Origin of the sequence: Chromohalobacter sp. 48-RD10, assembly GCF_029889785.1 — a bacterium.
In the GTDB taxonomy this organism is placed as follows: Bacteria; Pseudomonadota; Gammaproteobacteria; order Pseudomonadales; family Halomonadaceae; genus Chromohalobacter.
The window spans coordinates 1-12,188 of the sequence record NZ_JARANX010000033.1; the positions used below are offsets into that span (position 1 = coordinate 1).

The 12,188-nt window shown below is 59.8% G+C and carries 13 protein-coding genes and 2 pseudogenes; 4 read left to right on the forward strand and 11 right to left on the reverse strand.

What is annotated here, in order from left to right:
* Positions 1–127 precede the first annotated feature (127 nt).
* The gene (locus OP496_RS15775) at positions 128–874 is read left to right on the forward strand and encodes a HipA family kinase (protein WP_280564740.1); all 747 of its coding nucleotides are present in this window, start codon (positions 128–130) and stop codon (positions 872–874) included.
* Positions 871–1,704 carry a DUF3037 domain-containing protein gene (locus OP496_RS15780; RefSeq protein ID WP_280564741.1) on the forward strand — a complete coding sequence of 278 codons (834 nt, stop codon included), beginning with the start codon at positions 871–873 and terminating at the stop codon, positions 1,702–1,704. The genes OP496_RS15775 and OP496_RS15780 overlap by 4 nt, the downstream gene beginning before the upstream one ends.
* A 96-nt stretch (positions 1,705–1,800) precedes the next feature.
* Here OP496_RS15780 and OP496_RS15785 read toward each other — a convergent pair whose 3' ends face one another.
* From OP496_RS15785 to OP496_RS15805, 5 genes and pseudogenes are all read right to left on the reverse strand, one after another.
* A complete protein-coding gene (locus tag OP496_RS15785) occupies positions 1,801–2,028 on the reverse strand; it encodes an AAA domain-containing protein (protein WP_280564742.1) in 228 nt (75 codons plus the stop codon).
* 468 nt (positions 2,029–2,496) lie between these two features.
* Positions 2,497–3,276, reverse strand: a pseudogene (locus OP496_RS15790) (sodium:solute symporter family protein); the annotation flags it as partial.
* A gap of 25 nt (positions 3,277–3,301) precedes the next feature.
* Positions 3,302–3,628 (reverse strand): amidase family protein, encoded by a 327-nt coding sequence (locus OP496_RS15795; protein WP_280564744.1) that lies wholly within the window; start codon positions 3,626–3,628, stop codon positions 3,302–3,304.
* Entirely contained in the window at positions 3,583–4,590 is a 1,008-nt protein-coding gene (locus tag OP496_RS15800; protein ID WP_280564760.1) for an amidase, read from the reverse strand. The genes OP496_RS15795 and OP496_RS15800 overlap by 46 nt, the downstream gene beginning before the upstream one ends.
* Complete coding sequence (locus OP496_RS15805) at positions 4,493–4,957, reverse strand: LysR family transcriptional regulator (protein ID WP_280564745.1); 465 nt, start codon at positions 4,955–4,957, stop codon at positions 4,493–4,495. The genes OP496_RS15800 and OP496_RS15805 overlap by 98 nt, the downstream gene beginning before the upstream one ends.
* A 346-nt stretch (positions 4,958–5,303) precedes the next feature.
* Here OP496_RS15805 and OP496_RS15810 point away from each other — a divergent pair, with 346 nt between their 5' ends.
* Positions 5,304–6,527, forward strand: coding sequence for an MFS transporter (locus OP496_RS15810; protein WP_280564747.1), 1,224 nt, complete (start codon positions 5,304–5,306; stop codon positions 6,525–6,527).
* 113 nt (positions 6,528–6,640) lie between these two features.
* On the opposite strand, the gene OP496_RS15815 is transcribed toward OP496_RS15810, so the two are convergent.
* The 4 genes from OP496_RS15815 to OP496_RS15830 form a co-directional block, all read right to left on the reverse strand.
* A complete protein-coding gene (locus tag OP496_RS15815; RefSeq protein WP_280564749.1) occupies positions 6,641–7,858 on the reverse strand; it encodes a multidrug effflux MFS transporter in 1,218 nt (405 codons plus the stop codon).
* 158 nt (positions 7,859–8,016) lie between these two features.
* Complete coding sequence (locus OP496_RS15820; RefSeq protein ID WP_280564751.1) at positions 8,017–8,502, reverse strand: cupin domain-containing protein; 486 nt, start codon at positions 8,500–8,502, stop codon at positions 8,017–8,019.
* 37 nt (positions 8,503–8,539) lie between these two features.
* On the reverse strand, positions 8,540–9,727 hold the full coding sequence (locus OP496_RS15825) for an alkene reductase (RefSeq protein ID WP_280564754.1): 1,188 nt from the start codon (positions 9,725–9,727) through the stop codon (positions 8,540–8,542).
* Positions 9,708–10,481, reverse strand: a complete 774-nt coding sequence (locus OP496_RS15830; protein ID WP_280564755.1) for an SDR family oxidoreductase — start codon at positions 10,479–10,481, stop codon at positions 9,708–9,710. The genes OP496_RS15825 and OP496_RS15830 overlap by 20 nt, the downstream gene beginning before the upstream one ends.
* A 128-nt stretch (positions 10,482–10,609) precedes the next feature.
* On the opposite strand from OP496_RS15830, the gene OP496_RS15835 reads away from it, so the two are divergent.
* Positions 10,610–11,083, forward strand: a complete 474-nt coding sequence (locus OP496_RS15835; RefSeq protein WP_280564756.1) for a MarR family transcriptional regulator — start codon at positions 10,610–10,612, stop codon at positions 11,081–11,083.
* A gap of 280 nt (positions 11,084–11,363) precedes the next feature.
* Here the strand turns inward: OP496_RS15835 and OP496_RS15840 are convergent, their stop codons facing one another.
* Together OP496_RS15840 and OP496_RS15845 are read right to left on the reverse strand one after the other, a co-directional pair.
* Positions 11,364–11,687, reverse strand: a complete 324-nt coding sequence (locus OP496_RS15840; protein WP_280564758.1) for a 50S ribosome-binding protein YggL — start codon at positions 11,685–11,687, stop codon at positions 11,364–11,366.
* A gap of 227 nt (positions 11,688–11,914) precedes the next feature.
* Positions 11,915–12,188: pseudogene (locus OP496_RS15845) on the reverse strand (MFS transporter); the annotation flags it as partial.

A 12,188-nucleotide genomic window follows, 5' to 3' on the forward strand; every position in this document is an offset into this window, starting at 1 on the left:
CATTATAAGTTACTGTTTTTGATATATTTTATTTTTAGATCAATATTCAGATTCAGAATTTGGAGTGAATGGCTAGGCGCAATTGACCCAAAGAACAGACACTGGATTCGCTTCTGCAAGGAATGTCATGACTGCATCAAGGCTAAAGGCGGTAGAGATACTTCGACGATCCGAGCAAGGCCTTTGCCGCCCATTTTTCATCAGAGATGAAAAAAACGATGTCTACGTCGTCAAAGGGTTGGATGGCGTGGGAAAAGCAGCCCTCACATCAGAGCTAATCTGTGCCGAGCTCGGCAAACGCCTAGGGCTCCCCGTTCCTTCTTACGGCTTGATGCAGATACCTCAGCCACTGATCGATTTCAGCGCTGTCGATGGCGCGAAAGATCTGGAAGGAGGCCCCGCCTTCGCCAGCCGGCTAATCGAGAACGCAACGACTCTCATTTACCCCCAGATAAGCCACGTGGCGAACACCCTCCAGCAACGTGTGCTAGTGTTTGACAAGTGGGTCAAGAATGGTGATCGGCGTCTTACGGAGCTAGGCGGAAATGTCAACCTCCTCTGGTCTTCCGACGAGGGCCTGAGCTTGATAGATCACAACGTGTCTTTTTCCATGGACACGCAAGACGATGAGATACTAGAAAATCATGTGTTTAGCGATCAGGGACGCTGTTTCGACGACATGATGACCCGCGCGGAGCATATTGCCGCGCTTGACACGGCCTTGGCAGGCTGGGATAGCATCATCAGCCTTTTACCGGAGGCGTGGATCTATCGGGACCCGTGGGATGACGACTCCGAGATAAGCCCGACCCTCGATGAGCGGCTTGAGCTGCTGCAACGATTCAACCATGACGATTTCTGGAGACTAACATGAGCACCTTCTGCAATTACGCGGTGCTTCGATTCCAGCCCTACCCCGAGACAGGTGAGTTCGCGAACCTGGGGATCGTCATGCTCTGCTCCAACGGTCAGTTCCTTCAGCGCGTCGAAACGCGGACGCGCAAGCGTGTCACCGACTTTTTCGATAAACTCGATCCCAGCATTTTCCGGCGAGCGCGCCATGAATTCGCCGATGAAGTGAAGCGCGTTGCGGAGCTTGCGAACGCCAACGCTGGCGACTTTGCTCTGCAGATGGGCCTGTTCAAGCACTTGATAGCGCCGAGCGAAACTATGTTTCGCTTCGGGCCGCCAGGCACCATTGCCTCAAGCGATCCTGCCAAGACGCTGGACGAGCTATTCAATCGTTATGTGCACCACGACTTCGATCAGCGAGAGGAAGTGGAGACGACGATTAAACGCCGCCTCAACATCCTGCTCAAGGAGCAGTTTGTCGATCGCATCTATCGAGAAGAGCGACTGGGCGACGAGCTTTACCACGTCACCTTTCCGTTCGTGTGGCGACACCATGAACACGCACCGCGCCAAGCCATCCGGCCACTGTCCTTCGACCTGGATGATCCCAAGAGCATTCTGGACAAGGGTGATCGCTGGATCATGCAGATGAATCGCTTAACAAAACACGGCGGCATGCCGGAAGATACCGTATTCGTCTGTCAGGCGCCCCAGAGCCAGGAGGCAAAGCGAATCCAGAGCTATCGAGAAATAACCGCAGAGCTGGCCAACACTCAGCATATCCGCGTAATTCCTCAAGAAACACCGGTATCGCAGATGCGGGAAATGCTGGCCGAGACCGTGCGTCACTGAAATACGTATCTGGCTAAACAACATTAGCGTCAGCGCTGGCTGGCCGAATACGGCGAGCCAGCGCTTTGGCGTCGAAGCTGCAGAGCGCGCTGCCGGTCACGCTGATTCAGAAACCGCCAAAGCCTCCTTCGCCTCCGAGAAGTATTTCTTGTCTCCCCATATGCCGGTGCTACCCACGATATAGACGCGCTTCTTGGCACGTGTGACTGCCACGTTGAGCAAGTTGGATTTGCTGGAGGCCCACTCGGCAGCGCCCGGCGCATCCGCCGATAGCCCCAGCACAAGAATGACATTGTCTTCTTCCTTGCCTTGGAAGGTATGCACCGTCCCACCCGTTTACGCAGCCAATCACGTAGCTTGGCGCATCCACCGAAGACATCCGCCGGCAACTCCCGTTCGAGGTGTCGTCTGACGCCAGTTGCGACTGCCTTGAACGGCGAAGTTCGCTGAGTCTGGTAGCTCAGAGCCTGTCATCACCCCTCCGTTCCCTACTGCAGTCTCTGCTGTTTGTTATTTACTCATGATTACTTATGCTTTCAGCATATCTGAATCGTTAAGCCGCTAATATGCCGAATCGCTCTACAAGCATCCAACTTGACGTTTTGGGCACTCGCCGTCCGCGACCAACAAACAGCAAGCAGCACACCTCAGCCGCCATTCATAGAGTCTAAATCACTACCGATCCAAGCCAGTCCCATGCCCATGCCTCCTGTCGTCGCTCAGGCGTTATCGTGGCGCAACGCCGTGGCCAAATTCGACCTCCGACGACGAAGCGCCATGAAGGGTTGCCACTCACTCCTGCAGGCAGTCGCTGGGTTGGGAGACCCTTCCTCCACCGAGTCGAGTGAGGCCGTGTGGAGCGGCGATGCGGAAGAAACGTTCCACAACGTCGGATTGGGTGGGCGCGGTCATCAGCGAGACGATGACGAACACCGGCAGGTTGGTCATCAGCCCCCAAAAACCGGCGTGAATACCCAGCGGGTACTTCCACAGAGTGGTGAAGGCCACGGTCACCATGAAGCCAGCGACGATGCACGCCAGCACGCCCAGCTTGGAGGCACGCGGCCACAAGAACATGCCGATGAAGGCTGGCATCACCTGGGTGGCGAAGCCCAGTCCGACCAGCAGGATTATCACTAGACTGCCCGGCTCGGCGATGGCCAGCGGAGCGATCACCAAGGCCATCAGCGGCAGGATCATCCAGCGCGCCAGTCGCCCGGTACGGGCGTCGGAGAGCTCCAACAGCGGCTGCAGCACGTCCTTGCTCCAGGAGAGCGCCACCGAATGGATAAACGGCTCGCTGGAGGACATGGATGCAGCTAATGTGCCGGCACCGAGCAGCCCGACCAGCACGACCGGCAGGTGCTGCATGGCGTACTCCAGCACCACGGTGTCGGCACGAGCCAGGTCAGGCAGCGCGAAGATGCCGATGAAGCCCACCACCACCATCGGCAGAATCACCACGTAGTAGGTCGGTAGCCAGGTGGCGCTGCGCCGAATGGTGCGCGCCGAGGAGGCGCTCATCCACTGGGTCCACACCGGCGGCATGAAGGAGAACATCGAAACGATGACGAGACGAGACAGTTGACCGAGAAGCTTACTGCGCAACGGGTGGTGACGGCCAACGCGGCTCGAGCGCCAGTCGCGTCTCCAGAATCTTGGCCAGCTTGAGCACGCGGTGATCGGCAAAGCGCGGGCCGATCAACTGCACGCCGAGCGGCATGCCATCACGGGAGAACCCGCCGTTGAGCGATAGCGCCGGCTGCTCGCCCATGTTCCACGGCACCGTGTAGGCGATGTGTTCGAAGGGTCGCTGCGGGTCATCGGTGGGCGAAACCCAGTCGGCGGAAAAAGCGACATTGGGCGTGGTGGGCGATATCACGGCGTCGACATCGTCGAACACGGCTTCCGTCGCGCGCCGCATGGCCAGGGTCTGCTCGAATCCGCCTCGACGCCGCCGATCCGACCGCCATCGTCGGCCCAGGCGAGGATCGCCGGCAGCACGCGCTCGCGCTGTTCGGGCGTCAGCGCCTCCAGGGCGCTCCACTGGCGAGTGCGCCAGAAGCGGTCCAGGCCGTCAAGCATTTCACGGGTCAGCACCGGCGCCAGCGGCACCAGGGTGGCGCCGGCCGCCTCGAGCCGTGCGGCGGCGGCCTCCACGGCAGCGGCGATCTCGTCGTCTAGCGGCAGACCGCAGCCGGCGTCCAGCATCACACCGATGCGCAGCCCCGAGACGTCACTCGCGAGATCCGTCCAGTCGATCGAATCCGGCGGCAGGCGCGTGGCGTCGCGGCGGTCGGTGCGTGCCAGGGTAGTCATCATCAGGGCGGCGTCGTCGACGCTGCGGGTCATGGGGCCGGCACAACGCCCCACATAGTAGGGGTCGATGGGAATGCGTCCCTGTGTCGGCTTGAACCCCACCACGCCGCACCAGGCGGCGGGCAGGCGCACCGAGCCGCCGATGTCGGTGCCCACATGCAACGGACCATAGCCGGCCACCACCGCAGCCCCTGCCCCGGCGCTCGAGCCGCCGGGATTGCAGTCGAGTCGCCAGGGGTTGCGGGTTGTACCATGGAAGGAGGAGCGCCCCGAGGAGAGCATGCCGAAATCCGGACAGGTCGTCTTGGCCAGCAACAATGCCTCGTCTTCGGCCAGTCGGGACCCTGGCGGCGCATCCTCGGTGGCCGGTGTCTGCGGGCCAAGGCCCGTGCCATTCGGCACCGGCATGCCACGCGTCGCGATCAGCTCCTTGAGGGTGACCGGCACACCATCCAACGTGCCGCGAGGCTCACCGCGCGTCCAGCGTTCGCTCGAGGCCCGTGCTGCGTCCAGAAAGGTCTCTGCACGGTAGCCGTAAAGAGCATTGAGACGGCCTGGCCGGGATATCGAACTGCAGTTGCGGGTGACGCTGGCTGAGTTCCCCGAACGCCGGTACGAGCAACCCGGAGACCATGCCTTCGGCCCCCCGCAGGCTGACCTTACCGGTACGCAGGCCCTTGAGGTCGCTGATGTGCTCCTGCACCCGCTCGAGATCGCGCAGGGGGCGGCGCGCCTGCACCGCCAACAATTCCCCTGCGGCGGTGAGCCGGATGCCGCCTGGTCCACGCTCGATCAAGGGTGCCCCGAGCTGGTGCTCCAGCAAGTCAATCTGACGGCTGATGGCCGTCGGGGCGATATGCAGCCGGGCCGCCGCCTCGCGCAGCGAGTGGCTGCGGGCCACGGTGTCGAAATAGTTTAGGGCGCGCCAGTGCATGACTCAGGCCAGAGCGGGAAGACTGTATTGCATGATGGTGGCTACCTTGTCGACACGGTATTCACGCTTTGCGATGAACGTGAATTTTGCCATTGGTGGCTACCTCACAACACTATACATAACGTGCTCTGGTGTCTGGTATCCAAATACTCTGTCGGCGCCATTCCTCTCGACTTGTCCGACCTCCGATCAGCGACACATCGCAGCGGCCAACCACCATCCATACAGTCGAAATCGCTACCGACCTTCGACGATTGGCGTAGAAGCATCCTCATTTTGGCCGTAATCGGCTACCCTTGCGTCCTCGGCTTTGCTGCCGTGACGCAATATCTTTCGGTTTCCAAGGATGGTCCTCTTGTCGACTTCCGCGATACCCCGCCGGGGCGTGCTGACGCTCGTCGCGCTGCTGCTGGTAGCGCTCAATCTACGCCCGGCGCTGACCAGCGTCGCGCCGGTCCTCGGCAGCATCGGTGAGGCGCTTGCGCTGTCACCCAGTCTGCAGGGCATTCTGACCACGCTGCCGGTGCTGTTTCTGGGGCTCGCTGCGCCGCTGGCACCACGCATGGTTCGACGCATCGGCCCGGAGCGCAGCGTGTTTGCCGCGCTTCTGGTATTGGCGGTGGCGTTGCTCGTGCGGCCCTATATCGGCACGGCGGGGCTGTTCCTGGGAACGGCGGTCGCCGGTGGCTGTATCGGAGTCATCGGGGTGTTGCTGCCGGGCATCGTCAAACGGGATTTCCCCCGTCGTGTCAGCATCATGACCGGTCTCTACACCGTGGCGCTCAATCTCGGCGCCTCCGCTGCCGCGGGTACCACCGAGCCGCTACGTCAATTATTGGACGACGCCTGGCAAGGCGCTGCACAAGGTCCTTGGCAAGGCTCGCTGGCGTTCTGGTTGCTGCCAGCGGTGATCGCCGCGCTGTTCTGGCTACCGCAGCTCAAGGGCACCAAACCCACTCGCGTTCCCGCACGTCGCGGCGCGCGGTTACGTCACGATCCACTGGCGTGGCAGGTCTCGCTGTTCATGGGGCTGCAATCGTCGCTGGCCTATATCGTGTTCGGCTGGTTACCGACGATCCTCCAGGACCGCGGGCTAACGGCGGTTACCGCAGGGCTGGCGCTATCGGTGTCGATCCTGCTGCAGGTGACTACCGCGATCCTGGCGCCGTGGATCAGCAGCCGTATGCGCGATCAACGCACGGTGCTGATCGGCGTGATGACACTCACTCTGACCGGGCTGCTGAGCTGCCTCTACGCTCCGATCGAAAGCATCTGGCTGTGGATCGTGGTGCTGGGTCTAGGCCAGGGCGGTACTTTCAGTATGGCGTTGACCCTGCTGGCTCTGCGTGCACCCGATGCGACGACCGCAGCGAGTCTCTCGGCGATGGCCCAAGGTATTGGCTATACCCTTGCGGCGCTGGGGCCGCTGCTGATCGGCGTGCTGCACGATTGGAGCGGTGGCTGGAACGTAGTCGGGTTTCTGGTGAGCGCGATTGGGCTTACTGCGCTGGTCATGGCGCTGGGTGCCGGGCGTGACCGTCAGGTGGCGTCGACACAGGGCACGCAGTGATGGGGCGGCGCTCCGTTTCGACGAGACGATCTTCGGGCTGCTTTATGATCCGTTGGAGGATGACTGGATCGTCACTCGACACGACGAAGGCGGTGGCCGTCTCCCGAGCGGATTCAAAACCCTTCGCCTGGCAGCGGTGCCCAGCGATGTATCGACAGATACGCGATCAGCGCGCCAGCGGCACACACGATCATTACCTGGGCCATGGCCAAGGCGTCGCCTCCGAGCATACCCAGCACCCAGGTCGCCAAGGCCGCACAGGCAAACTGGCAGACTCCGAACAGCGCCGACGCCGCACCGGCGGCCTTCGGCGCCAGATCCAGCAGACCGGCGATGGTGTTGGCGCCCGCCACGCCAATGGTAGAGAGCAAGAAAAACAACGGGATCGCCATGCCCCAGAAACCGGCAAATCCGGTAAGCGAGGTGGCCAGCAAAAGCAATGCCCAGACAAGTGTGTTGGCGACGGCAATGCCCAGCAGTGCACGATGTCCGAAACGCTCCACGATGCGGCCATTGGTGAACGTACCGATCACCATAGATGCCGCGTTGATACTGAAATAGAAGCCCACTGCCGACTGGCCGATACTATATTCGTTGGTGTAGATAAACGCGCCGGCGGCCACGTAGGAAAACAGCACACCGAACATCAGTGCACCGCAGATCAGATGCAGTATCACCGGCAAGCGTCTGAGCAGCGACAAATAATCAAGATACTGCGCTGCCAGGCTGCGAGTGCGATTCTGCAGATGACGCGGATGCGATTCGGGGAGCAGCACGGCAAGCGCGGCCAGGGCGACCATCGCATAGAAGCTCAACATCCAGAAGATAAGCGGCCACTCGGCGACCGATAGCATCAAGCTTCCGATCATCGGCGCGATCAGCGGCGCCACGCCCATGACCATTACCACGAACGACATCATACTGGCTGCCTGCGAGCCATGGTATCGATCGCGCACAATGGCACGTGCCATGGCCGGGCCGACGGAGGCCCCCAAGCCTTGTAACAGGCGCGCGCCCACCAGCATGGCAATGGATGTTGACGTCGCGCAGGCGATACTCGCCAGCAGGTAGAGAACGAGGCCAAAATACAGAATGGGTTGTCGCCCATACCGGTCAGAGAGTGGCCCGTAAAGCAATGGGCCGACACCCAAACCCACGAAAAAAAGGCTGAGAGTGTATTGCACGTCAACCGGGTTGGCTTGAAACTGCTGCGCCAACCCGGGTAGAGCCGGCAGATAAGTATCGATCGACAGCGGTGCTATGGCCGTCATTAGGCCAAGGATGCATATGCTGAGAGTATATCCGCGTCGGCTCTGATGGGGTGAATTCATCGAAAGTCTCCTTGCCTGCGCAAGACGATCAAATACGAACACCGACGCACGAGGCACCGGTGGATTCAGGCCCACAATGCTCGTTAAAGCGCTTGCCACGCCCGTAGACTGGCCGGCGCGCTTGCGACGAAAACCCAAAGAGGCCCAAGGATGGGCGTCTAACCCGTGACCGCATCACTCTCATCAGGAGAAGCCTGCCAATAACCATACGCTTCTGACACTTGCTGTATTCTTGTGATGTCGTCAGGTGAGGGGGGTTGGCAGGCATCGCCGGGCATCACTGGTCGACCAGCGTCGCGGAAAAATCGGCCAAGGCGGTTGTTCGTGACGAGAACCAGATCCGCTTGCTGGCTTGTCGTATTACGTAGTGCATGCCTGACGCCGTCGGCTAAAAGCACACTTTGGCCAGTGTCGAGATTTTGCCAACGTGGTTTGGCGTCGAAGACGAATACTTCGATCTGTCCGCTCAGCACGTATAAGCATTCGGGATCAATGTGACTATGCAGAGGAACGCTGCGACCGGCTGCCATGGCGGTACGATATAGAGCCGTATCGGCGTCCTCACGCCCCATGCGAGCGATCAGTTCAAATCGCGCGCCCGCCATGTCAATCAACTCGGGCGTTGCATTTACGTCGTTTTTCATCGTCATATCGTCCTGTTTTCCGATCGGCCTTCTTTTTCTACCCGACATAGCTATGGCCGTCGCGGCCGAGCGTGGCAAATGGGTAGTCCGTATAGCCTGCATGCGTACCGCCGTAGAAGGTATCCTTGTTCGGCTCGTTGAGCTCGATGTCGTGATGCCAGCGGCTCGGCAAGTCCGGGGTGGAGAGGAAAAGGCGACCGATAGCGACGGCGTGGCACCACCCTTCGGCGATCGATTTCTCGGCGGTCGCCAGCGAGTAGTTACCATTAGCGACGTAGAAACCATACCAGTGCTTGCGAATGGCGTTTATGGTGGCAGTCTTTTCCGGATTACCCGCGATGCCACTGAAGCTCTCGGCCATGTGGAGGTAGGCAAGGCCACGCTTATCGAGCTCGCTGACCAGATGGCCGTAGAGCGCTTCCGGGTCCGGCTCGTCGACATCATTGACCTCGCCGAGCGGCGACAGGCGTATACCGACCTTATGGGCGCCAATTTCTTGAATCACGCGATCGACGACTTCCAGTACAAAACGACACCGGTGTTCTATCCCACCACCATACGCGTCGTCGCGCGTGTTGGAGCCCGGCGCCAGGAACTGGTTCAGCAGATAACCATTGGCCGAATGGATTTCCACACCGTCGAACCCTGCCCGCATGGCGCAGCGCGTGGCGTGCGCGTAGTTCGCCATGATCTGATGGAGCTCATCGACGTTGAGTGCTCTGGGCCGTGAAACGTCTTGAAAACCATCATGCGTAAATGTCTTGGCCTCGGCGCGAATAGCGCTCGGCGCCACCGGCGGCTCGCCTTCCGGCTCGACCGAAGAGTTGCGGATGCGCCCGACATGCCCGAGCTGACAATAGATGCGCCCACCATTGGCGTGAACGGCGGCTGTGATCGGCTTCCAGCCCTCGACATGGCTCTCGGTATAGATACCGGGCGTCTTGATATAGCCTTTACCGAGCGGTGACACATCAACGGCTTCAGAGATCATGAGGCCAGCCGAGGCGCGCTGGGCGTAATAGATTGCCGCATCCGCCCAGGGCGTACCGTCATCATGTGCACGGTTGCGTGCCATCGGGGCGAGGAATACGCGGTTCGGAACAGTGAGATCACCCACACCGTGCGGGACAAAGAGATTGTCGTGCGCCATCACTAGATGCTCCTCAAGCTGAATAAGGGGTAATGTGATCCGGTCTCGATATCGCTCAGTGAAACGCCATCCCACCGTCCACGGTCACGATCTGGCCGGTGATGAAGCTCGCATCCTCGCTGGCCAGGAACGTGCAAATACCAGCGAGATCCTCGGCGCGTTCTTCACGTGGTAAACAACGAGCGTTGGCGATCTGCGAAAGCATCTCTTGCGAATAGCCGCCGTTCTTCTCGATACCCTCGGTCACTGTCATGCCAGGTGCGACACCATTGACGGTAATACCGTCGGAACCGAGTTCCCGGGCCAACGAGCGAGTCATTACGGCGATCGCGCCCTTGCTCGAGAAGTAATGCAAGTTGAATGGCACCGCCTGGAATATCACAGCAGAAGTGAGGTTGATTATTCGCCCCCATCCGCGCTCACGCATGCCTGGCGTCACGGCCTGGCTACATAGAAACGGGGCCAGGGTATTGACTGTCATGACCTTCTCCCACTCCTCGGCGCTTATCTCCTCGAACGGTTTGGGCGTGACCGACGACGCCATGGCGGCATTGTTGACCAGGATATCCACCCTGCCATGACGAGATTCGGTATCAGCGACACAGCGCTTCACGCTGTCGGCATCGGTAACATCGCAATGAATTCGTTCGATATCGGACGCGGTCCTATCGTGCCAAGCGATATCAAAACCAACGACGCTGGCCCCTGCCTGGTTGAATTCGGCGGCTATAGCGGCCCCTATCCCAGTTGCTGCACCAGTGACGAGTACGATTTTTCCATTTAGATCCATGGCACTTCTCCTTTCGATTACCCTGAAGAGCGGCGACACCGCATGGTCCCTCGAGCGCTCTCCACGTTGCCAAGAGTAGGTAGTAAGCGTTATGACCAGCAGAAATCACTGGACTATTTTTGTTAGTTTATCTAACATTTAGACAAACTAAGAATATGGATAGAGAGATGTCAAAGAAACGCTTCGATCGATACCTCATACGGGCACAACGCTTCGGCGCACGCACCGTGCTCTTTCAGGACGCCGCCGCTCGGAGGCTGGGGCTGACCGCGACAGAGCTAGAGTGCATACGGCTGGTGCAACACGAGGCCCCTTTGACGGCCACTTATCTCGCCGACCAAACCGGACTCACTCGCGCCTCGTTGAGCGTGATCGTCGACAAACTGGTCAATCGGGGATTTCTCGATCGTGAGCAGGATCAAAGCGATCGCCGTCGCTGGAATCTGCGCGCGAACCCGGCAATGATCGCCGAGATCGATACGCTCTACGAGGCACATGCCGAACGGGTCGAGGCTTTACTCTCGGGCTACAGTGACAGAGAGTTCGAAGTCGCCTTGCGCTTCATGGACGAGTTGGCCGAGGAGTTGAAGATCACGGCCGTAGAATTGGGGCAGGATGATGCGCCCGAGAACATGTCGTGACTCAAGCGAAACGACGCAAAGCCCGTCGCTACGTGAATTACATGGGGCCATCTATGAGTTGGTCAATACTGAACCTCTACGCCAAAGCGACGCTGACCAGAATCAGCCGCCGCACGCTCTCGGATATCGAGACCGACAAAGGCAGCCAGTCGCTCACGCTCCTGAATAGTGCCTTCAGACCGTTCGGGCTGAGTGTGGGATTACTGCCCAAGAGCCCTGCGCTGAGGCAAAGGCTCTTGAACCGCGATGGATACAGGTCCATGAATGGCCACCGCTTTTGTCACTCCACCCCGTAAGCATCCATCCAATCGCCCACCGCAACCTCGGCGCACAGCGGCTGTTGATCGAGCCACTCGGCCAGCGCAAGGCGGTCATTGTCCGTAGCGCTGGCGTTTTTATGCGGCAACACGAAGACGTCCAGTCGATCCGCGTCGACCCCACCTCCCATGATCAAGCCGCGCGATTCGAGTTCTGCTTCCAAGGCGTCGAGCACCCGCGTCGCATCCTCTGTTCCGACCTCCTGCAAACGGCAGGACAACACAAACCCGAGCACCGCAAATTCACCCTTTTCCCGTACTCCGCCCCCATCTTCCATCCCCGACATAGCGCTTTCTCCACGACGTCCATTCTGGCGGTTTCAATGGCCCAGCCTCGTGCAGTATCTCAAGCACGGTTACCTTGCTATGCGGCTGGGTGACACAGCCCCTGAATAATTATCGGTAAAATAAGAAAAAACTTAAGTGTTACCGAAAAATTAATCTGATCGAGAAAGCCGTAATTCGAGGAGTGTGGCGACCGCAAGCAACGTACACATGCCACTTGCGGCCTGCCTTATGACGAGGCAGCGGGCTGCTGCAACGCCTCGCGCTTTTCCAGCCAGCGGCCGGTGGCGAAGATCGCGATGCCTAACAAGGCGAGCGAGGCGCCCACCAGGCCGGTGGATGACCACGCCAGACCCGCCTTGATGGTCACGCCGGCCAACCAGGCGCCGAGTGCGTTGGCCATGTTGAAAGCGGCGTGATTGAGCGAGGCGGCCATGGTCTGGGCGTCTTCAGCGACGTCCATCAACCGCGTCTGCATGGCGGGGGCGACGGCCATGCTGGTC

What these genes read in the sequence shown, in the direction of transcription:
- OP496_RS15775 (WP_280564740.1), top strand. Translation starts at nt 128, where the DNA reads ATGACTGCATCAAGGCTAAAGGCGGTAGAGATACTTCGACGATCCGAG.
- OP496_RS15780 (WP_280564741.1), top strand. Translation starts at nt 871, where the DNA reads ATGAGCACCTTCTGCAATTACGCGGTGCTTCGATTCCAGCCCTACCCC.
- OP496_RS15795 (WP_280564744.1), bottom strand. Translation starts at nt 3,628, where the DNA reads ATGCGGCGCGCGACGGAAGCCGTGTTCGACGATGTCGACGCCGTGATA.
- OP496_RS15805 (WP_280564745.1), bottom strand. Translation starts at nt 4,957, where the DNA reads ATGCACTGGCGCGCCCTAAACTATTTCGACACCGTGGCCCGCAGCCAC.
- OP496_RS15810 (WP_280564747.1), top strand. Translation starts at nt 5,304, where the DNA reads ATGGTCCTCTTGTCGACTTCCGCGATACCCCGCCGGGGCGTGCTGACG.
- OP496_RS15815 (WP_280564749.1), bottom strand. Translation starts at nt 7,858, where the DNA reads ATGAATTCACCCCATCAGAGCCGACGCGGATATACTCTCAGCATATGC.
- OP496_RS15820 (WP_280564751.1), bottom strand. Translation starts at nt 8,502, where the DNA reads ATGAAAAACGACGTAAATGCAACGCCCGAGTTGATTGACATGGCGGGC.
- OP496_RS15835 (WP_280564756.1), top strand. Translation starts at nt 10,610, where the DNA reads ATGTCAAAGAAACGCTTCGATCGATACCTCATACGGGCACAACGCTTC.
- OP496_RS15840 (WP_280564758.1), bottom strand. Translation starts at nt 11,687, where the DNA reads ATGTCGGGGATGGAAGATGGGGGCGGAGTACGGGAAAAGGGTGAATTT.